Origin of the sequence: Streptomyces lothianensis, from assembly GCF_047779955.1 — a bacterium.
Classification (GTDB): domain Bacteria; phylum Actinomycetota; class Actinomycetes; order Streptomycetales; family Streptomycetaceae; genus Streptomyces.
Window position 1 is genome coordinate 143,951 of sequence record NZ_JBLMKT010000036.1, and the last position, 18,739, is coordinate 162,689.

Genomic DNA, 18,739 nt, shown 5'->3' on the forward strand with positions numbered 1-18,739 from the left:
ATGGAATACCTCCCTGGGGAGAAACCCCAGGTCAGAGCGTGATGCGTGGTGCCCCCGGCAGGATTCGAACCTGCGACACCCGCTTTAGGAGTTTCCTCTGAGTGGGGCTGTGACCTGCGGAAACGTGGCCCACAGGGTGCCTGGCCTGGGAAGATAGCCCTCCGTAGTTCCCGCGTGTTCACAGGGTTTCCCGACCTCATGTGTGCTGAATGCGTTCTGGCGGGGGCTGTTCGAGAGGCAGCCACCGGCGCCCCTCGGCAAGTGTGAGGCGTCCTGCCACTCGTGCAGCGAATGAACGCGGCGGGGTGCTGACCTGGGGTTTCGCGGGAATATTTGCGTTGACCTGGGAGAACTCCTCTCGGTAGTTCTCACGGGTCAACGCCGTTTCCCGGGCTCGTGTGCCCTGGATGTGCCCTCGCGGCCACTCACCGGAGAGCGCCTTGCTCGGCTGACGGACGGGTAGTGGGCGGCTTCTTGGACACGGCTTTGCAGAACGCCTTCGGACTGCCGGCATGGTCCCCGCAGTCACCAGGGGCTTCGATGCGGGCAAGAAGGCGATGGGACGCAAGCGGTTCATCGTTACCGCCACACGACCCCTCCCACGTGCCAGCCGTGAGACTTCAAGCAGGGGCTGATCAGTCAAGCCGTCCGATTGCGCAGCCGTCCGGGCGGGAAGCCGAACGGCTCACCCGGGATCCACGGACGCACCGGACCGAGGCGGGACTTTCCTGAAATTCGTGGCTCCGCGGCTGCCGAAACAGTGCCGCAGACGGTCCTCGGAGGGCCGCGGCGGACCCTGCCGTGCCGGCGCGCACTCCTCCCGGCCGACCGCTCCTGATCGCCCTTCAGGGGGCTGTCCATGGCCTCGCCGGATCGGCTCTGACCTGGTGTCTTCTTGGGAATCTCCTAAGTTGGGAGAGTTCTGTCGGACACCCTCGGAGGGGGCATCATGAGCGGGGAATCCCACACGTACGACGCCAGCATGATCGTGGTGCTGGAGGGCCTTGAGGCCGTTCGGAGGCGGCCCGGGATGTACATCGGATCGGTCGGTCAACGCGGCCTTCACCACCTGGTGCTCGAGGCCGCCGAGCCGGCGCTGAACGAGATCCTCGGCGGCACTGCCAGCCGTGTCGAGATCACTCTCACCGCCGACGGCGGCGTCCGTGTCGCCGACGACGGCACAGGTCTCGCGGTCGGGCACGCCGGTCACGAAGACGGCCTTCCGCTGGAGACCCGGCTGACCGAGCTCTTGGGCGGGGCACCACCCGCTGATCGGCGCTCGCTGTTCGGCGGCTCCTTCGGCATGGGGCTGGCCGTCGTCAACGCCTTGTCGAGCCGCCTGACGGCAGAGGTATGGCGCGACGGCGCCCGCTGGGTGCTGGCGTACGAGCAAGGCGTGCCCGTCGGGCTGCCCGTCCGCATGGGGCCGGCTGATGCCAGTGGGACCACGATCACCTTCTGGCCCGACGCCGAGATCTTCGAGACGCTGGAATTCCCGTTCGACACACTGGCCGAGCGCCTGAGGGAACTGTCCTTCCTGAACCGCGAGCTGGCCATCGCCTTGACCGATGACCGCGACCCCACGTCGCCCCGGGCCGTTCGTTTCCGCTTCCCCGGCGGCTCGCGGGACCACATCGCGGAACATGGTGCCCCGCTCCACCCGGACGTGATCGGCTTCGAGCGCGAGTACGCCGAGATGGAGGGAACCGTGGAGGTGGCCCTCCGCTGGAGCGACGGCCGCGACGAACGGATCACAAGCTACGCCAACAGCCTGCCGACCACCGGCGGTGGCACACACGAACTCGGCTTCCGGGACGGCCTGGAGGCCGCGCTCACCGCCTATGCCAGAGAGCAACAGCTGCTCAGCCCGTCCGATTCCGACTTCGCCCCCGTCCAGCTCGGCGCGGGCCTGACGGCTGTCGTGTCGGTGAAGCTCGACCGGCCCGAGTTTGAGGGGGCTCCCCGACGCCGTCTGGGCAACAGACCGGTCCGCGCCTGCGTCACCGAGGCTGTCCGAGAGCACCTGACCGCCTGGCTCCGCGCCAACCCGGCGCAGGCGACTGCCGTCATCGCCCGGATCTCGACGGCCGCCCGCCACCTCTGACAGCAGCACGCCGAAGACACCGAAGCCCAGGTCCGGGTGGTCCCCCGGCCCGGGCTTCGGTGGCGCAGATGGCCGCAACAACCTCACCAGCCACAGGGAACGTCAGATCTCACACCAGTCTCAGAGATGACTCAGAGTGTTGCCCACTTCGTGGATATTGGGCCGGTCTTCAGGGTTGTGGTTGAGCATCGCGTCGATCAGCTTGCCGAGTTCGCCGGGTGCCTTGACCCGTCGGCGTCTGCCGTTGGCCACGGCTTCGCGCTGAAGGGGACGAGGGGCATCGTCGGGGTAGTCGATGGCTCGCCAGCCGGTGGCGGAGATCAGGAGGGAGGCGCCGAGGGCGTAGATGTCGGCTTCCGGTGTCGGTTCGGCTTCGCCGGTGGTGAGGACGCTGCGGGCGATCTCGGGTGCTTCGTAGTGGACGAGGCAGCCGCGGAAAGGGAAGTCGAAGGCGTCGGGCACAGGGCCGCCTCGGGCCAGGGCGAGGTCGATGAGGTGGGTTTGTTCCGGGCCGATGATGAAGTGGGCGGGTTGGACGTCGCCGTGGGCCCAGCCTTTGGCGTGGAGTTCGGCCAGAGCCTTGACGCAGTCCAGCGCCACGCTGGTGTGCGGTTCCGTCGGCGGGTCTTGGCTGCGGCAGGGTTCCCACAGGTGGTAGAGGTCCGGGCCCTCGCGCCAGGGCTGGATGTTCCATGTGCCGTGCTCCCACTCGCCGTAGGCGAGGTCGGTCAGGCCGAGGCGGAGCAGTACGGCTGCTTCGCGTGCGGGTGCGAGGGCGGTCCAGGGCTGGGCGGGCCAGCCGGGTGTGGCTTCGATCGGATAGCCGAGTTTCACTGCGTAGTGCCCGCGGGGGCTGTGCACTTCCCAGACTGCGGAGCCCCGGCGGTTGAGGACCGGGCGCCGGGTGGTCGGGGTGAGGGCGTCGAGCACGACGGTCGGGAGTTCAGGCGGCGGCGGCTCGGGCATTGTCTGCTCTCCTTCGGGGCGAGCGCGGCCGGCCACGAGCCGTGGCCGGCCGCGCTGCTGCTGTCGTGTGCTACGCCTGACCGTAGGGGCGACCGCAGTCCGAGTCGCACTGCGCGAGGTTCGCGCCGTCAACGGTCCACAGGTCGTCGAAGACCATGAAACCGGCCGCCTTCATGGCGCGGGCGGAGGCGCTGACCATCTCCGGCTCGCGGGGGCCGCCGCCGGGCTTCGGGTTGTGGTGCAGGAAGCGGCCCGCGTGACGTTCGCACAGCGCCGCGTATTCCTTGGTGTGCAGGATCAGCGCGTGCAGGCCGAAGTCCACGTCGTCCGACGGAACCATGGGCACGGTGGCTGTCGCCGCGGTGACCACGAAGGCCACCGCCTGGTCCGCGATCCGCTCGGCGCGCTCGGGCGTCTGCCCGTTGTGCTGGACCATGAACTGGGTGAGGCTCCGGAACAGTTCGTCGCCGGCTGCCGCGCGTCCGCTCTTCTGGTCGTTGGCCGTTGCTGTCATGCGTTTTCTCCTTGTGTGAGGCGGTGTGTTGTGGGGTGCGGGGTTGGGTGGCACGTCCCGGACGGGGCAGGGGAGCCGGGAATTGGCACCCGCCCGGGGCGGCCCGTCTACTGGCCCATGGCGAGAGCCATGCCGATCACCAGGCCACAGGAGACGCTGACCACGACGATGAGCAGGACGCCCGCGTAGCGGCCGATCGTGCGCATCACAGTGGGCCCCGGCTGTGGCCGTGCCTGATGGCCAGGCGTGCGCTCAGTTCTTCTCGCGCACTCGGCACCACCACGCTGTCCGGCTTGGCGTCCCACTCCGTGCCGCCGCCGACGGGCCGTATCTGCACACGGCCGCCGATCTCGCCCATGACGACGCCGATGCGGTCGCTGGTGAGGTCCTTGGCCAGTTCGCCGATGCCGGGTCTGGTCTGCTGGTTGCTCGCCATGAAAAGGAGCATCGCGATGCGGTACGTACCACCGAAAGGCCAGGCTGATTACCCAACTTGGGTAACATCGCGGTACGTGGAGCATCAGCGACGTTGCGTAGCCCTCGCCGTAGGAGAGCTTGCCCATGCCCGATCGGGAACGGCCACCGGAACTGCCCGCCAGGCTGCTCGTCGATCCCGAGATGATCCACGCGTGCCGGGTACGAGACTTCGCCAGGATCTTCCGGCTGGTGAAGACCAGGGCGGGCATCTACCCGTCGATGATCGCCAGACGCTGTGACCTGACCCCCAGCCGGGTCGGCGAAGTGATGGCGGGCCGTCGGCAGCTGCAGCACATGGACGTCATCGAGCGCATCTCGGACGGCTTACGCATCCCCGGCGACTTGCTCGGGCTCGCACGCCGTCCCTGGGAGACGCCGCAGGCGCTCGCCGTCACCGAGCGCGAGGCACCCCCGGCGACGACGGCAACCTCACCCGTGCGGCCGACGGCCCCGGCCCTCCCCGGACCCGATGTGGACAGCATTCTGGCCCTGGCCAGCCGCACCAGTCTCAACACCGCCACGCTGGAAGCCTTCCGCTCCTCGATCGAGGACTACTGGCGACGTGACGACCAGCACGGTGGCGAAGCGCTGCGGCCGGCCATCGTCGGCCAGCTCCGGCACGTCGTCGGGCTCCTGGAGGAGAACCGGCCGCCCTCCATTCGGCACGGCCTGTACGGCATCGCGGCCGAGTTGGCGCGGCTGGCGGGCTGGACCTACTTCGATGCCCGCCAGTACCACCAGGCCCGCGCGTACTTCACCGAGGCACTGCAGCTCGCCAAGGAAATCGACGACCGGCAGTTCATGGCGAACGTCCTGGCCTGCATGAGCCTGCAGGCCACCTATCAGGACAAGCCCGCGGACTCGCTGGCGCTCGTCACCGCCGCACAGGACCAGGCGAGATCAACTCCCAGCGCCACGCCACGGGTCCTGTCGATGCTGTCCATGCGCGAAGCCTTCGCCCACGCCACCCTCGGCAACCGCGACGGCACCCACCAGGCCATCAGGGACGCGCACCACCACTTCGAACAGGCCCGGACCAGCGACCCGGACCCGTCCTGGGTGGCCTATTTCGACGAACCCAAACTCATCGTGGACACCGGCATCGCCCATGGCCGGCTCGGCGAGGCGGCAACCGCGGAACCGCTGATCGCGGATGCTCTGCGGCGAGAGGACCGCTCCAATCAGCGCGGCCGCGCTTTCCACTCGTTCTGGCTGGCCCGGACCCAGCTCGACCAGGGAAAGATCGACCAGGCATGCCAGACCGCCACCCAGGCACTCGGGCACGCCTCCACCGTTGCCTCCGAGCGGGTGTCCGGGCACCTCAGAGAGTTCTACGACCAGCTGGCACCGCACCGGCACGAGCCCGTGGCACTGGCCTTCGAAGCGCGGCTGCGTGAACTCCTGCCCCGCGTCAGCGGATCGCCTCGTCCATGAGCAGATACAACAGCCCCACCAGAGAGCCACTGCTCACGATCTCCCGACGGTCGATCATGCCCCGGACCTCCGAGAGGGGAATCCACTCGATGCGGTCCGACTCGTTCTTCTCCGTCGGAGGCCCGGCATAGGTGGCGCCGTCGATACGGAACACATGGTGCTGCGAGTCGGTGATCCCGTTGGCCGGCTCGGCGTAGATCAGGGGCTTGATCGGGCCGGGACGCCAGCCCGTCTCCTCAAGCACCTCGCGTGCCACCGCCTTCTCCGGGGTCTCGCCCTCCTCTTCCTCGACGAGCCCCATCGGCAACTCCCAGGCCCACGAGTCGGTGATGAAGCGGTGCCGCCACATCATCAACACCTCCTGGCGGTCGTTGACCACGGCAGCCACGGCCAGGTGCCGCAGACGCACCACGTGGTACTCCCACCTGCGCCCGTCCGGCTGTTGAACATCAACCAGGCACAGGTTCACCCACTTGTTGGTGTAGATCTTCCGCTCGCCGTGGGTCTTCCACTCCATACGTGCGGCCCCTCTCGTGATCGGTCTCCAGGATCTCAGACCGACCGGACCGTGGACACAGGTTCAGGGCCTTTTCGCGTCAGCCTGACGAGATAACCTGACGGAGCTGTGGGGCGCTTGAAGGCGGTACGCAGGCGCTCCGCCCCCTGCGTCCTGCCGTGGCTGAACGCGCTGGTAAAACTCCGTCATGACGTACCGATTCACTGCTCGTACCGCCACCACAGAGATCGACCCTGACGGCTACTTCACCGAAGCTGCTCTCGCCGAAGGTGAGGACGGAAGCGGATTCATCCTGATGTTCATGGCGGGCGAGGACGACCCAGATGACCAGGAGGTCGCCTTGGGCATGGACACACACTGTCTGGTCACGGCCGGACAGGGGACCGCATACGGCTGTGTACGCGAAGCCGTTCTGACGGGCAACGTCCTCCGCGTCTCGCTCAGCCCCGAAGCACTGGAGGACTTGCGGTTGAGCGACAGCGAGATCGAGGCCGTCATCGAAGCCCCGGCCGAGGACGTCGCCCTGTTCCGCGAAGGCCTTGCCCAGGTGCTCGCCTACGGTCGTGCGGACGCTGTGCCCATTCGTGTAGCCGTCTGAGCCAGCCGTCGAACCGTGACCGAATTACGTGAAGTCGAAGGCGCGACCCGTGGGGAGTTGCGTGACCGTCGACAGGAGCGGCGTCATATGACGGCAACGGCCGTGTGACGAGGGTCAGCGCCGACGTGGTTGCGCATCTCGCTGTGATATGCCGACCGCCAGGTGGTGCGGGCCATGTACCCGCGCTGCGGTGCTGCTTGCCTTGGCTGCCTGCGCACGTGGGCCGGGTGCGTGGCGTTCGCCGAGGCGGCGGATGCGCCATGTCAGTGTGCGTGCGGGACTGTGGGCGTCGTCCAGTGTGCGTTGCCTGACTGCCTGATCCAGGAGCGTGCCCACGCTGTGCCCAGCGCCTTCCGCATGGGCGAGAACGGTGGCGAGCGAGTCCCAGGCGGGGTCGGCCAGGATGCGTTCGGCGTCTTCAGGTGCCGTCTGGCGGATGTGATGGGCGAAGCGGCGCTGTGTTTGAGGAGTGGGAGCGCTTCGGGCGAGGTGGGCCAGGACTGGCTCGGCGATCCTCCCGTGCGCGGTATGCAGGTGGACGAGGGCCTGCTTGGCTGCTGCTCCCTGTTGGGCGTGCTGGCGGGTGCGATGCCAGTGCATCGCGAAGGCGACCGCGGTCAGCACACCGTCCAGGAGCATCGCCAATCCGGTGCCGTCCCCGTCGCGAGGGTGCTTGCGCCAGATCGACTGGATGCTGCGTCGCAGCACCCACGCGCTGTCAAGGTCGGCGGCGATACGGGAGCGGGTGGCGCGCTCGAACGCAGAGGCCGCGCAGTCGAGTTCGGCCCGCACGTCGGCCGGCGCGGTGAAGGGCAGCAGGTCGAGTGCCATGCCGAGACCAACGAGCTGCCCCTGTGCCGTGTGCTCGTCGCTGTCGGTGAGGTGGTGGGGGATTCGGCCGACGGCAGCGGCGGCCTGGTGCCACGGATTGCCGGGCCGCATGCGGGCGCGTTCGGGGCGGGTGGTGTCGAGGCGTTTACGGATCCGGGGCAGGGCAAGGTCGGGGGCCAGCGTCGAACCGGAGAACCACACCGGCTCACCCTGGCCGTTGGTGTCGCCGGGCAACGTGAAACTACAGCCGAGCGCATCGCCGGACGGGCCGCGCTTGAGGCGGACCTCCACCCCGGTCGCGTCCAGGAGGGCGAAGAACTCGGCCTCATCGGCCGCTGCCGCGACTGCGCGGCGCACGCGTCGGCGCAGGACATCGCGGCTGGCGGTCTCCTGGCCCAGCCGCCTGCCTTTGAAGTGCTCCTTGCTGGTGGGCTGCCTGGCGGCGGTGCCGTCACCAGGCTTCAACCGCCGTAGCCCGTAGTCGATTTCTATCGTGCGGGCCTCGCGCTGGACGGCGCGCTGGTCGTAGCCGCGTTCGGGGCGGCGGCCGTCCTGGCGTACGAGGGTGGCGGCGATGTGGATGTGGTCGTCGGCGTGGCGGACGGCCACCCAGCGGCAGGCTTCCCCGTCGCCTTCGGGCGCGATTCCGGCGGCGGCCACGATGCGGCGGGCGATGTCGGCCCACTGTGCGTCGGTGAGGATCGGGTCCTCGGGTGCGGCGCGAACGGGGCAGTGCCACACGGTGTCCTTGGGCGCCTTGTCGCCGAGCATCTTGATGGGCTGGTCGAGCTGTGCCACGAGCTGCCTCTCCACGTCCTTCGGGTCGCGGTGAGGGCTGCGGCCGGGGTCGGGGGCGAAGCCGTTCCAGGACGCCACCAGATGCGGATCGGTGTGCTCGTTGGCGCGGCCCTTGCCGAAGAGGTAGCGGATGGTGCGACGCGTGGCGTCCGACCCCGTACCGAGGATGATCTTCGGTATCAACGGGTCACCGTCCTTCCGTGACTTGAGCGACGGCGGTGTCCAGCTCGGCGATGGATGCCTCGACCTGTTTCAGGAGTTGTTGGACGGTGTCGGGGTGGGGCCAGGCGCCGTCCTTGTTGAGGTGGTGGGCGAGCTGGTTGAGGTTGCCGCCGATCTTGCCGAGCTGTCCGTTGGCGGACATGAGCGCCTTCGTCATGGCGCGGTAATCGGCGACGGCGGCCGTGGGATCGTCGGCGCGTGCGGCGGCGAGTGAGCACTCGGCGACGTAGCCGCCGGGCTGCATGCGGCTCAGGGCGGCGGCGTTCTTGACGAGGGCGATCTCGTCGTCGTTGTAGCGGGGGTGGACGCGGTGCTCGCGCAGTTGCTTGTCACGGAGGCGGCGACGCGGCGCAGGTTGCTGCGGCACGTTCGGCGACGGATCGACGACCCCTCCTTCGGCTGGCTCCCCTGGGCCGGTCGACTCCGGTGCGGCCTCGGCGCCGGATGCCTCCGCCCTCTGTGGGGCGGAGGCCGGGTAAGGACTCCTTACCCGACAACTTGCTGCGCTGTCTGGGGCTGAGGTGGTGTGCAGTTGCTGCTGGGTTGTGGGGGGTTCGTGGTGCTGTTCGTGCATGGGGGTGCTCCGGTGGTGAGGTGGTGGGAGGTGTGTCACGTGCGTCGCATGCGTCCCATGCCTGGTCAGGGCAGGTACGGACACGTGGGCAGGTACGGAGTTGTCCGTCCCGGTGAGGACATCCGTCCCCGCGCTGACCTGCGCGGGGACGGATGCGACGCGGTGATACGGACCCAGGGGGAGGTGGGTCAGCGGCCGTACTTGGGGCCGACGGGGCCGCCGGGCGGTCGGACGGGCAGCGGGCCCGCCGGGGTGGCGGGCGGCTTGCCCTGAGCGGTCCGCCGCGCGGGGGTGGCATCGTGCGTACGCGCTGCCTCGGTGAGGTCCGGGCAGTGGCGGGCCCAGCTGTCGAGGAACCGGTTGCGGGCGTATCCCTTGGCCTGCCTGCCCTGGTCGAAGCGGTAGTTGGCCGGGCGGATGTCGAAGTCCCGCAGCAGTTTCCCCAGGTGGTAGGCGTTGAGCCCGTTGGTGCCGTGCTCTGCCCAGGGGGCGTCGGGGTCCTGGAGCAGGGTGGTGACCAGATCCAGGCTGGACAGGGCCTCGGGGTTGCCGTGTGCCTCGAAGACGCGGTGGATGTCGCGCAGGAGCCGCGTCTTCAGGTTGGTCTGCTCGTCCTGGACGGCCTCGAAGCGGGTCATCGCCACGCAGGCCGCACGGGCGCTCGCGGGCCAGTGGCCGCCAGCCAGGTCGGCGACGATGACCAGTGGTTCCCAGGTGTCCGCCGCCCGGTCCTGCACCGGCATCGTCGGAACCATGCGGCCGGCCGTGCCGCGCAGCGGAGTCAGCCAGGCGGTCAGCCGGTCACGCAGCGCGTTGAGTTCGGGAACCGAGTAGCGCGAGCGGAACTGGGCGACCTTCTGGCCCGGCTTGCGCTTCTGCATCCGCAGCACGACCGCCCGGTCCATGATCGTGTCCGGCAGGTCACCGATACCCGCGAGCGCGGCCATTGCGAAGGTGGGATACGCGGTGGGCTTGTGCTCGGGCCCGGAGATGCGCCAGGCGGGCCGGTTGCGCTGATGCCCGGCGTTGAGGAGGCCGCGCAGGTCCTCCTTGTCGCCTGCCTTGGGGCCGAAGATGGTGTCGGCCTCGTCCACCAGGAGGGTGGGCGGGTTCTTGCCGATGACGCGGAAGATGACCGCCGGCGAGGTGTTCACCGTCATCATCGGCTGCTGGACGGTCTCGTGGAGCACGTCCAGCACCCGGGACTTGCCGCAGCCCTTCGTCGGTCCGACGACCGCCAGGCGCGGCGCGTGCTGCAGGGCGGGCTGGATGTGCGTGGCCGCCACCCAGAGGGTGACCGCGGTCAGAGCTTCCTCGCCGGGGAGCACGACGTACCGGCCGACCGCCGCCCGCAATTCATCGAGTAGCTCCGCACCCTCACCCGACCCCTGTTGCCCAGAGCTTCCCGGTCCCCGAGCAGGCCGGGGACCGGTCCCGTGATCCGGTCCCCGTGCATCGAGAGGACCGGTCCTCTCCCCAGGGGTGGATCCCGCCACGGGGCTGTCGGTCCCCAGCGACTGGCGGGGACCGTCCTCACGGTCCCCGTTCCGGTCCCCTGCTGGAGCTGTAGCTTCTTGGGGACCGGTCCTCGCATTCTCGCCGCTGACCTGCTGGTTTGTTCCGGATGTCGATACGGGGACCGGGATGTGCGGGGACCGGGCGGCGGGGACATCGCCGGGACGGTCCCCAACAGTGGCAGCAGCAGACGGCTGGGGACGGTCCTCGTGTTCTGCCGCATTCGCCGGTTGCTCGGCGGTCCCTGATGCCGGGGACCGTGTGCCCGCCCGGTCCCGGCGGCGGCGCCAGGGGATGCCTGCGCCGGGGACCGCGGGAGTGGGCCAGCCGGTGGGGGAGGTGTTCGTGGTGCTGGGGGACGTAGGGTCCTCCATAGGCGTTCCTCTCCGGTGAAGGGCAGGACGGGCAAGGTCCCGCCCCTCACCAGCTCATTCGTTCAGGGGTGGGCGATCAGTTGGGAAGTCTTCGGCCCTCGGCGTTGGCGCGCCGGGGGCCGCTTCGTTGTCAGCGCCGGACGCGGAGTCAGGCCGTCAGGTCGTACGACGTCTGGGAGTCCAGCCACGCGTCCACCTCTCGCCAGCGGTAGCGCAGGTGACGGCCGACCTTGTGGACGCTGGGGCCGGTGCCCCGGTACTTCCACTGGTAGAGGGTCTTCACCGGTACCCCGAGGTAGGCGGCCACGTCGGCGGGATTGGCGAGCTGGTCACGCGCGGCGCCGGCCAGGCGCGGGGAGTGGTTCGGCAATGGGGTCTCCATATCGGAATCAGGGTTTTGGATGGCAGACGTGGACAACAAGCCCACACCACTCGCGTAAGCAAGCAGAGTGGATTCTGAGCCCCCGGCTAATTCCCTCGGCTTGGCCGGGGAAGACCAGAACAGTAAGGGCGGATCGCCGGTTGCCGAAATCAATCCCGCGGAAGCAGAAATTTTCCGCGGAGAAGCGACTTGCTGAGGTGCCGGAATCCGATACCTCAGCAGGTCAGAGGTGGTGTCCAGCCGCCAGTGGCGGCGCCGCCAGCCCGCGGGACACCGCACCTCGAATCACCCCAAAACCCCCACTACTTTGGCGCGGCGGGAAGATAGCACAACCTCCCGGCTGAAACGGCTCGCGATGTGCCGGAATTCGACGAGACGAACACCACTTCGCCCCCGAGTGGCTTCTGGAGAGTTTAAGAACCAACTCTTGCCAAGGCGGTGGGCCGCAAGTTACAGCTACCTGTCATGCCCAACCGACCTGTTGAAATAGGCTCCGTCAGCCTCCACGCCGCCCGCACCATCGAGCACCTACGTCTCATGCGCAGCCTGCCCCAGCTCGCCGCCCGCTGCACCGCGCTGCGCCGTCCGATGACCACCACCGCCCTCAGCCGCACCGAACCCGCCCGGCGTTGCGATATCGACGACTTTGTCGTTACCGCGCTCGGCGTTCCTCTCACGGCCCTGCTTCTGCCGCTACCGTCGGTGTCCATTGATGACCGGAGGGGGTGCTAGTTGGCGCGGGTCTGGATTGAGGACCGCATAGGGCACGCGGCGTATGTGCGCGCCGCAGCGGACGCCAAACGGACGGGTCGTACGCCGCCGGGGCGCTACCGCGTGCGCTGGTACGACCCCGACGGCAAGCCGAGGATGAAGACCTTCGCCCGCAAGGTCGACGCCGAGGCGGAGCGGACGAGGATGGAATCCCGTCTCAACGACGGCTCCTACCGTGATCCCGCCGCAGCGCGGGTGAAGTTCGCAGAGGTGGCGGAGTCCTGGCTGGCCGCGCAGATCCATCTCAAGCGCTCGACCCGGGGCCGCTATCGCGGCGTTCTCGACGTCCACGTGATCCCCAGATGGGGCACCACTCCGCTGGACCGCATCCACTTCGAGGACATCGCCGAGTGGCTCGCGGACCTGCTGTCCGGCGAGGCAACCGGCGGCAGAAAGCTCAGCCCTCGTTCGGTCCGGAAGGCGTACGTCGTCCTCAGCCGCGTTCTCGGCTACACGGTCAAGGCCCGTCGCCTGCCGGTCAACCCGGCTGTCGGCGTGCCCCTGCCGAAGGCGACGCAGACTGACCACGTGTACCTCGACGACATGCAGGTCGACGCGCTGGCCAACGCGTCAGGCGCCTACCGGGTGTTCATCCTGCTGCTGGCCTACACCGGCCTGCGCTGGGGCGAGGCATCCGCGCTGAAGGTGGGCCGAGTCGACCTGGACGCCTGCCGGGCCCACATCGTCCAGGCGTATGTCGAGGACAACGGCAAGCTCTACCTCGACACCCCCAAGAACCACGAGCGCCGGTCGGTACCGATCCCGCGGTTCCTGGCAGAGGAGCTGAAGCCCCACGTCCAGAGGCGGGGAGATGATGAGTTGCTCTTCACCGCTCCGCAGGGTGGACCGCTGCGGGCCCGCAACTTCCGTCAGCGGTTCTTCGCGCCGGCGGTTGTGAAGGCCGGGCTGGGGCATCTCAAGGTCACTCCGCACAAGCTGCGCCATACGGCGGCCTCGCTCGCCATCGCCAGCGGCGCGGACGTCAACGTCGTACAGACGATGCTGGGCCACAAGTCGGCGACTCTGACCTTGGACACGTACGGGCATCTCTTCCCGGACCGCCTGGACGAGGTCTCGAAGAAGATGCACAAGCGCCGTTCCAAGCAACTGGCCAAAGCGAAGGCCAAGCTGGAGAAGGCGGAGAAGAAGGCCCGCAAGGCCGCAGAGGCAGTGGCCGTCCTGGAAGACGATGCCGCGTGATGTGTGCCTTATGTGTGCCGTGTATGACGGCAGGGGGTGCCGGCGGCGCGGCAGGGCGACTCCTGTTTCGGGCTGTTAGGGCAGGTCGCGGCGGACCAACGCCTGAGCGAACGGTTCTCCGGTGGCCCGGGCGTAGGCCATCCGCTCGCGCACCTCGCTGAGGGTGCGTGGGCGGTAGCCGGGGCCTCCGCAGCAGCTCTTGTGGAAGCGCACACCGGCGTGCAGCAGCACGGAGAGGGTGCGCCAGGCGGCGGTGTCCCGCCTCTTGGGTGCCGCGAAGGCGGAGCCGACGTGGATCAGTGGTCCGGCGCAGCGTGGACAGACCCGGGCATGGTCGTGGTACCCGGGATAGGGCTGCTTGTACGAGGCCCGGCAGGGCAGGCAAACGTACGAGGTCTTTCCATGGGTCATACGGGAAGGGTAGGGCCACCACAGGACCGGGCTCGACGGATTTCCGGACTGCTGCGCAGGCCCCTTCAGCAGAGGCGGGGCGTCGACGGCCGACCGTACTTGCTTCTACTCGCGGCCGCGGAGTTCTGCGTCGATCGCGTCAGCAGCATCCTCGGCGGCCAGCTCACTGATCTCTCTGGGGACCTCGCGGTCGTCATACACGAAGAGTCTTGCGTCGACGACGTGGGTCTTCGGGGACCAGCCGAGGCGACGGGCCGCCTCGCGTGCAGCACGACGGACGTCCTTCAGCTCGCCCATCTCCTCAAGATCGCCGCTGCTCAGGATCAGCTGCCCGTGGTAGCCCCGGTAGCGAGGCTTCAATGACGCCCGCATCAGGCCCTCCAGGCGGTCGACCAGCTTCTCGTGCCGACGCCGGGCCAGCTCATCGTTCGCGGGCATCTCGCACAGCTCCCCACCTCTGCCCGCAGCCGCATGTGTGCCATATGTGTGCTGCGAGGAAGAAGGCCCTCCCGTCCGATGGACGGAAGGGCCTCTGACCTGGAGTTTTGCTGTGCCCCCGGCAGGATTCGAACCTGCGACACCCGCTTTAGGAGAGCGGTGCTCTATCCCCTGAGCTACGGAGGCGGGGCTCTGTGGGAAATTGGGAGGGTGTCCGCAAGGTCCCGTTCGATCTTCCGCTGGAGCCGCTGGCACGCTGCCCGTGGAGGCTGCGCACCGGCGCCAGTGTAGCGGGTGAGCCCGGCCGTGGCTGAGGTGGGCGGTGGGTGGATGGGGTCTGTTCAGGGGCTGTCAGCTGTGACCAGGGCGATCGAGCTGATCATCCAGGTGTAGCCGAGGTAGCCAAGGCGTGCGGCGTGCTCCACCTCTGCGCCTTGCTCGACGGTGCTGCTCGTGCTGCTCGCGCTGCTCGCGCTGCTCGCGCTGCTCCGCCTGCTCCGGGCCGTGGTCCGGAGCAGGCGGGGTTTCAGGGGCTAGTGTCGGACCGGGCACACCTCCGTGGTGACCAGGTTGTAGTTGGGGGCAGCCATCGGAGTCGTCGTGTTGCTGCCGAGCTGGATGAGGATCTCGTCGGACAGCAGGTCCTGCTGCCCCTTCAGCGCGTCGGCGACCTCGGTGTCCTTGGGGAAGACCATCTCGGCGGCGATGTTGTCCTGCACGATCCGCGCGAGGTTGTCGAGCGCGGTGAAGATCGGATCCGCCGGCGGCTCCAGGCCGGGCAGGTCGATCAGGTGGGTGGCGACCTTCGCCGCGTTCATGCAGTCCTTGATGATGATGGTGTTCTGGTTGAGGACGCTCGTCGTCCACTGCGACAGCACCACGCAGTACAGGTCGGCCCACGCCTGCTCGCCAAGCTGGGCGCGCCAGGTCTTCATGATGTCCTGCACGCCCTTGATCTGGGCCTGTGAGGCATGCTCCATGTTGGTGCGGATGTCCGGGTAGACGCTGCCCGAGAAGGCCTCGAAGGACGCCATGTCGAACCTCTCGTCCGCGATCGAGGCGTGGATGAACTTCTGAGCGCCGTCGAGGATGTTGCCGCAGGACGTGGTCAGCGCTGTGGGCAGACCGGCGTAGGCGAGCTGGCGGCGGGCCGTCTTGAGTTTGGCGGCGTAGGCCCGCAGCGGCTCGATCCACGCGGTGGACGTGTCGCTGTTGAACGCCACCATGACGAGGTCGTGCGGATCGATGCGGTCGGCGTTGGGCACGTTCGGCACCTTGTCCGCCAGGTACGAGGCGATCACGGAGAAGATCCCGAGGGGGACGTGAGCGATGGACTTGGCCAGCTCGAAGGTCTCTGCCACGGGGTTGGTGGACTGCTGGCCGTCCTTGGTCACGAGGGTGAACCGGCCCCCCTTGGCGTCGTTCTGCACGACGACCACCGGGGAGAGATGTCGGATCAATTCGGCTTTCAGAATCGCGTAGTTGTCACGCATTCCGGCGTTGACGGCGAGCATCGACGACCGTGCCGTCTGCTGGCTGACCGCTTCGACGGCCGTGCCGTCCGCTACCGCGGTGTCTGCGGAGCTCGGGGATGCGGAGTAGCCGAGCAGGGCCGCTGTTCCGATGCCGGTGGCGCTGCCTATAAACCCTCTGCGGGTAGCCATCTTCGTTTCCTCCAACGGGTTTTGCTGATGTGTTCGCGGCGGTTCTTCGACGTGGGGATCGAAATCATGGGGGGAGAACTCTCGGGTTGGGGTGGGGGATTGGGGGGAGTAGGGGGTTGGGGGACGGGGGTGAGGCTTTGGAGGGCGTGGGGTGTCGAGCCCATCGGCGGGGGAAAGACCTGCAGTTCCTTCCGCCGCCTAAGTCGGGTGGTTGCGGCGCGCTACTCGATGTCGCTCTGGTGGGGAACCACGACGCCGAAGCGGTCCTGGATCGTGGCGAGCGCGGACTCGTGGACCTGCTTGGCGGGGATGCCGTTGGGGTTGCCCTTGACCGGCAGTGGCCGGGTCGCGGAGGCGTCGGCCACCACGGTCGGGTTGTAGCCGTTGTAGACGGCGCCCTCGGTGGTGAACAGGGTGCACATGTGGGTCATGAACCCGGCGATGATGACGTTCTTGCGGCCCGTCTTCTTGAGCTCCGCGTTCAGGTCGGTGTCGTGGAATCCGTTGGGAACGGCCTTTTCGACGACGGCTTCACCCTTGGCCGGCTTGAGCTCAGGAATGATCTGTCCGGCCTCCGACTTGAGGTCGTAGCCCTTTTCGACGATGTGGATGACCGGCGTGTCGGCCTTGCGGGCCCGCTCCAGGAGGTCCTTGGTGTGGTCGACCGCCGTACGCCAGCCCGTGAGTTCCATGGGGCCGCTGGTGTAGACGTTCTGGTAGTCGACGAGGATCAGCGTGGCGTCGGACAGTTTGGCCGGAGTCTCGTCGAGCTTCATGATCGTGCGCAGCGTCGTGGTGTCCTTCGCCACGTTCTGCTCGGATGACGAGGACGGCTTCCTGTCGTTCTGGTCGGTGCGGGCGGAGGCCTCGGTGTCTCCACCGCACGCGGTCATGGTGGCAGCGAGCAGCGCCGAGGCCCCCAGGGCGACGAGCGAACGCAGCGGCTTCATCAGACGATCTCCTTCTGAGAGGCGGTGACGACCCCGTACAGGTCGGCGATGGTGGCGAGAGCGCCCTGGTGCACCTGGCCGGCGGGGACGTCGGCGCCCACGACGGGCAGCGAGCGGGTGGCGGTGGCGTCGGCGGGGACCGTGGGACGGTTACCGTTCAGGAAGGCGCCCTGTGCCGTGAACGCGACGCACATGTGGGTCATCCACCCAGCGATGACGACGTCCTGCCCCTCCTCGACGTGGCTGGCCAGGTCGGTGCCGGCGAACGCGTTTGGGACCTGCTTGACGACGACCGGCTCGCCCTCGGCCGGGGCGACCTTCGGGTGGATCCGGCCGATCTCCGCCCGGATGTCGTACGGGGTGCCCTCCCCGCCGTCGTTGATGACGTGCACGATCTTCGTACCGGATGTACGGGCCCGGGCCAGGAGTTGCGCGGCGGCGTCGAGGGACTCCTCCCAGCCGTCGAGTTCCATCACGCCCTGGGTGTAGGTGTTCTGGAAGTCGATCAGAATGAGCGTCGATTCGGCCAGCTTCGCGGGCGTCTGGTCGAAGCCGTTCAGCTCGCGCAGCGTGGTCCTGGACATGGGGGTACCGCCTTTGCATCGCGTTGGGGAGACACGGCCCGCTGTCGGCCTTCTTGCTGGTCCGGGGGCTGTGTCCACAACGCTATGAGCCCGCTGCGGTGTCCACAATGACGCCTAACATGCAGAAACCGACCTCAGGTCGGGTGGACACGGCGACAGCAACGGCAGGCGACACAGCGGCACCAACGACAGGGGGAAGCGTGGCGGACACCGCGAAACGGCTCATCGTGGTCGTGATCTTCGAGGATGTGGATCTGCTCGACATCACCGGGCCGCCGGAGGTGTTCGCGCTGGCCCGCCGGGAGACCGCGGACGCGGCCGACTATCACGTGGTCCTCGCCGCCGAGACCATGGATCCGGTCACCACCGGCGCCGGTGTCCGCGTCCTGCCCGACCTCACCTTCGAGCAGGCCGCCGGGCGCAGCATCAACACCCTCATCGTGCCGGGCTCGGTGAAGGTCGACGACGACCGGCGCGTCCACCCCCTCGTGGACCCCGCACTGGTCGCCTGGGTGAAGGTTCTCGCGGCACGGACGCGCCGGATCACGTCGGTGTGCGTCGGGGCGCATGTGCTCGCCGCCGCCGGCTTGCTCGACGGCAAGCGGGCCACCACGCACTGGTCGACCGCACAACAACTGGCCGCCGACCACCCGGAGGTGGAGGTCGACGCAGACCCGATCTTCATCCGCGAGGGCAATGTGTGGACCGGGGCCGGAATCAGCGCCTGCCTCGACCTCTCCCTCGCCCTGATCGCCGACGACCTCGGTGAAGCCGTCGCGCTGCGCGTGGCCCGCCAACTCGTGATGTACCTCAAACGCCCCAGTGGCCAGAGCCAGTTCAGTGTCCCGCTGGAACAGATCTCCACCACGCGGCGCATCGAGGACCTGCGCCACCACATCCTGCGGCATATCTCCGAACCGCTCACGGTCACGGACCTCGCCGCGTACGCCCACGTCAGCGACCGGCATCTGACCCGTCTGTTCAAGAACGACCTGGGCACCACCCCCCACGCGTACATCGAGTCGGTGCGCGTCGAGAAGGCCCGCCACGAGCTGGAGACCTCCGACGCCACACTTGAGCGCATCGCCTCCCTGTGCGGCTTCGGCACGACCGACACCCTTGTACGGGCCTTCCGCCGTCGCCTCAACACGACACCGACGGAGTACCGGCGCCGGTTCCGGGTGCCTCAAGCGCTCTGAGAGGGAGTGCCGCAAGGCCCCGCGGCTCGTGTCAGGTGGGTGGCAGCGCCCGGTCGGCGACGAGCAGGACAGTGATCGTGCGGGCCACGAGCGGGATGCACATCGCGACCGTCCCAGGTGCGTACACAGGCGGTTCAGCGAGCCAGCAGGTTCCTGACCGCCACCGTGATGTCGCCGGGTACCTCCTCGGCCATGAAGTGCCCCGCTCGGGTCAGC

At 68.3% G+C, this 18,739-nt stretch carries 19 protein-coding genes and 1 tRNA gene; 6 read left to right on the forward strand and 14 right to left on the reverse strand.

Annotated features, from left to right (window positions below; genetic code table 11):
• The first annotated feature begins 982 nt into the window (after positions 1–982).
• Positions 983–2,104: an ATP-binding protein gene (locus tag ACLF6P_RS12150; RefSeq protein ID WP_415950103.1), complete on the forward strand. Its 1,122-nt coding sequence runs from the start codon at positions 983–985 to the stop codon at positions 2,102–2,104.
• Between the two features lie 120 nt (positions 2,105–2,224).
• Here ACLF6P_RS12150 and ACLF6P_RS12155 read toward each other — a convergent pair whose 3' ends face one another.
• The 3 genes from ACLF6P_RS12155 to ACLF6P_RS12165 all read right to left on the reverse strand — a co-directional run bounded on the left by ACLF6P_RS12155 (position 2,225) and on the right by ACLF6P_RS12165 (position 4,032).
• Positions 2,225–3,070: a protein kinase domain-containing protein gene (locus ACLF6P_RS12155; RefSeq protein ID WP_415950105.1), complete on the reverse strand. Its 846-nt coding sequence runs from the start codon at positions 3,068–3,070 to the stop codon at positions 2,225–2,227.
• A gap of 70 nt (positions 3,071–3,140) precedes the next feature.
• A complete protein-coding gene (locus ACLF6P_RS12160) occupies positions 3,141–3,584 on the reverse strand; it encodes a glycine-rich domain-containing protein (RefSeq protein WP_415950107.1) in 444 nt (147 codons plus the stop codon).
• A gap of 205 nt (positions 3,585–3,789) precedes the next feature.
• Positions 3,790–4,032: a hypothetical protein gene (locus ACLF6P_RS12165; protein WP_415950108.1), complete on the reverse strand. Its 243-nt coding sequence runs from the start codon at positions 4,030–4,032 to the stop codon at positions 3,790–3,792.
• A 113-nt stretch (positions 4,033–4,145) separates the two neighbouring features.
• On the opposite strand from ACLF6P_RS12165, the gene ACLF6P_RS12170 reads away from it, so the two are divergent.
• The gene (locus tag ACLF6P_RS12170; protein WP_415950109.1) at positions 4,146–5,495 is read left to right on the forward strand and encodes a helix-turn-helix domain-containing protein; all 1,350 of its coding nucleotides are present in this window, start codon (positions 4,146–4,148) and stop codon (positions 5,493–5,495) included.
• On the opposite strand, the gene ACLF6P_RS12175 is transcribed toward ACLF6P_RS12170, so the two are convergent.
• The gene (locus ACLF6P_RS12175; RefSeq protein ID WP_415950110.1) at positions 5,473–6,012 is read right to left on the reverse strand and encodes an NUDIX hydrolase; all 540 of its coding nucleotides are present in this window, start codon (positions 6,010–6,012) and stop codon (positions 5,473–5,475) included. The genes ACLF6P_RS12170 and ACLF6P_RS12175 overlap by 23 nt on opposite strands.
• Positions 6,013–6,199: 187 nt before the next feature.
• Here ACLF6P_RS12175 and ACLF6P_RS12180 point away from each other — a divergent pair, with 187 nt between their 5' ends.
• Positions 6,200–6,610: a hypothetical protein gene (locus ACLF6P_RS12180; protein ID WP_415950112.1), complete on the forward strand. Its 411-nt coding sequence runs from the start codon at positions 6,200–6,202 to the stop codon at positions 6,608–6,610.
• A gap of 114 nt (positions 6,611–6,724) precedes the next feature.
• Here ACLF6P_RS12180 and ACLF6P_RS12185 read toward each other — a convergent pair whose 3' ends face one another.
• From ACLF6P_RS12185 to ACLF6P_RS12200, 4 genes are all read right to left on the reverse strand, one after another.
• Positions 6,725–8,422 (reverse strand): relaxase family protein, encoded by a 1,698-nt coding sequence (locus ACLF6P_RS12185; RefSeq protein WP_415950114.1) that lies wholly within the window; start codon positions 8,420–8,422, stop codon positions 6,725–6,727.
• A 4-nt stretch (positions 8,423–8,426) separates the two neighbouring features.
• On the reverse strand, positions 8,427–8,828 hold the full coding sequence (locus ACLF6P_RS12190) for a plasmid mobilization protein (RefSeq protein WP_415950116.1): 402 nt from the start codon (positions 8,826–8,828) through the stop codon (positions 8,427–8,429).
• A 395-nt stretch (positions 8,829–9,223) separates the two neighbouring features.
• Positions 9,224–10,549, reverse strand: a complete 1,326-nt coding sequence (locus tag ACLF6P_RS12195; protein WP_415950190.1) for a DUF3631 domain-containing protein — start codon at positions 10,547–10,549, stop codon at positions 9,224–9,226.
• A gap of 523 nt (positions 10,550–11,072) precedes the next feature.
• On the reverse strand, positions 11,073–11,306 hold the full coding sequence (locus tag ACLF6P_RS12200; RefSeq protein WP_415950118.1) for a helix-turn-helix transcriptional regulator: 234 nt from the start codon (positions 11,304–11,306) through the stop codon (positions 11,073–11,075).
• A gap of 465 nt (positions 11,307–11,771) precedes the next feature.
• On the opposite strand from ACLF6P_RS12200, the gene ACLF6P_RS12205 reads away from it, so the two are divergent.
• Together ACLF6P_RS12205 and ACLF6P_RS12210 are read left to right on the forward strand one after the other, a co-directional pair.
• Complete coding sequence (locus tag ACLF6P_RS12205) at positions 11,772–12,038, forward strand: XRE family transcriptional regulator (protein ID WP_415950119.1); 267 nt, start codon at positions 11,772–11,774, stop codon at positions 12,036–12,038.
• Positions 12,039–13,277 carry a tyrosine-type recombinase/integrase gene (locus tag ACLF6P_RS12210; RefSeq protein WP_415950121.1) on the forward strand — a complete coding sequence of 413 codons (1,239 nt, stop codon included), beginning with the start codon at positions 12,039–12,041 and terminating at the stop codon, positions 13,275–13,277.
• 75 nt (positions 13,278–13,352) lie between these two features.
• On the opposite strand, the gene ACLF6P_RS12215 is transcribed toward ACLF6P_RS12210, so the two are convergent.
• The 6 genes from ACLF6P_RS12215 to ACLF6P_RS12240 all read right to left on the reverse strand — a co-directional run bounded on the left by ACLF6P_RS12215 (position 13,353) and on the right by ACLF6P_RS12240 (position 17,324).
• Positions 13,353–13,688, reverse strand: a complete 336-nt coding sequence (locus ACLF6P_RS12215; protein WP_415950122.1) for a deoxyxylulose-5-phosphate synthase — start codon at positions 13,686–13,688, stop codon at positions 13,353–13,355.
• 105 nt (positions 13,689–13,793) lie between these two features.
• Complete coding sequence (locus ACLF6P_RS12220) at positions 13,794–14,126, reverse strand: hypothetical protein (protein WP_415950123.1); 333 nt, start codon at positions 14,124–14,126, stop codon at positions 13,794–13,796.
• A gap of 113 nt (positions 14,127–14,239) precedes the next feature.
• Positions 14,240–14,312: transfer RNA gene (locus ACLF6P_RS12225), tRNA-Arg, on the reverse strand.
• A gap of 347 nt (positions 14,313–14,659) precedes the next feature.
• Positions 14,660–15,790 carry a hypothetical protein gene (locus ACLF6P_RS12230; RefSeq protein ID WP_415950124.1) on the reverse strand — a complete coding sequence of 377 codons (1,131 nt, stop codon included), beginning with the start codon at positions 15,788–15,790 and terminating at the stop codon, positions 14,660–14,662.
• A gap of 221 nt (positions 15,791–16,011) precedes the next feature.
• Positions 16,012–16,740, reverse strand: a complete 729-nt coding sequence (locus ACLF6P_RS12235) for a cysteine hydrolase family protein (RefSeq protein ID WP_415950125.1) — start codon at positions 16,738–16,740, stop codon at positions 16,012–16,014.
• On the reverse strand, positions 16,740–17,324 hold the full coding sequence (locus ACLF6P_RS12240) for an isochorismatase family protein (protein WP_415950126.1): 585 nt from the start codon (positions 17,322–17,324) through the stop codon (positions 16,740–16,742). Before ACLF6P_RS12240 ends, ACLF6P_RS12235 begins: the two co-directional genes overlap by 1 nt.
• Before the next feature lie 200 nt (positions 17,325–17,524).
• On the opposite strand from ACLF6P_RS12240, the gene ACLF6P_RS12245 reads away from it, so the two are divergent.
• Positions 17,525–18,523 (forward strand): GlxA family transcriptional regulator, encoded by a 999-nt coding sequence (locus ACLF6P_RS12245; protein WP_415950127.1) that lies wholly within the window; start codon positions 17,525–17,527, stop codon positions 18,521–18,523.
• The last annotated feature ends 216 nt before the right edge of the window (positions 18,524–18,739 follow it).

What these genes read in the sequence shown, in the direction of transcription:
- ACLF6P_RS12235 (WP_415950125.1), bottom strand. Translation starts at nt 16,740, where the DNA reads ATGAAGCCGCTGCGTTCGCTCGTCGCCCTGGGGGCCTCGGCGCTGCTC.
- ACLF6P_RS12230 (WP_415950124.1), bottom strand. Translation starts at nt 15,790, where the DNA reads ATGGCTACCCGCAGAGGGTTTATAGGCAGCGCCACCGGCATCGGAACA.
- ACLF6P_RS12180 (WP_415950112.1), top strand. Translation starts at nt 6,200, where the DNA reads ATGACGTACCGATTCACTGCTCGTACCGCCACCACAGAGATCGACCCT.
- ACLF6P_RS12205 (WP_415950119.1), top strand. Translation starts at nt 11,772, where the DNA reads ATGCCCAACCGACCTGTTGAAATAGGCTCCGTCAGCCTCCACGCCGCC.
- ACLF6P_RS12215 (WP_415950122.1), bottom strand. Translation starts at nt 13,688, where the DNA reads ATGACCCATGGAAAGACCTCGTACGTTTGCCTGCCCTGCCGGGCCTCG.
- ACLF6P_RS12240 (WP_415950126.1), bottom strand. Translation starts at nt 17,324, where the DNA reads ATGTCCAGGACCACGCTGCGCGAGCTGAACGGCTTCGACCAGACGCCC.
- ACLF6P_RS12200 (WP_415950118.1), bottom strand. Translation starts at nt 11,306, where the DNA reads ATGGAGACCCCATTGCCGAACCACTCCCCGCGCCTGGCCGGCGCCGCG.
- ACLF6P_RS12170 (WP_415950109.1), top strand. Translation starts at nt 4,146, where the DNA reads ATGCCCGATCGGGAACGGCCACCGGAACTGCCCGCCAGGCTGCTCGTC.
- ACLF6P_RS12175 (WP_415950110.1), bottom strand. Translation starts at nt 6,012, where the DNA reads ATGGAGTGGAAGACCCACGGCGAGCGGAAGATCTACACCAACAAGTGG.
- ACLF6P_RS12160 (WP_415950107.1), bottom strand. Translation starts at nt 3,584, where the DNA reads ATGACAGCAACGGCCAACGACCAGAAGAGCGGACGCGCGGCAGCCGGC.
- ACLF6P_RS12220 (WP_415950123.1), bottom strand. Translation starts at nt 14,126, where the DNA reads ATGCCCGCGAACGATGAGCTGGCCCGGCGTCGGCACGAGAAGCTGGTC.
- ACLF6P_RS12155 (WP_415950105.1), bottom strand. Translation starts at nt 3,070, where the DNA reads ATGCCCGAGCCGCCGCCGCCTGAACTCCCGACCGTCGTGCTCGACGCC.
- ACLF6P_RS12150 (WP_415950103.1), top strand. Translation starts at nt 983, where the DNA reads ATGATCGTGGTGCTGGAGGGCCTTGAGGCCGTTCGGAGGCGGCCCGGG.
- ACLF6P_RS12165 (WP_415950108.1), bottom strand. Translation starts at nt 4,032, where the DNA reads ATGCTCCTTTTCATGGCGAGCAACCAGCAGACCAGACCCGGCATCGGC.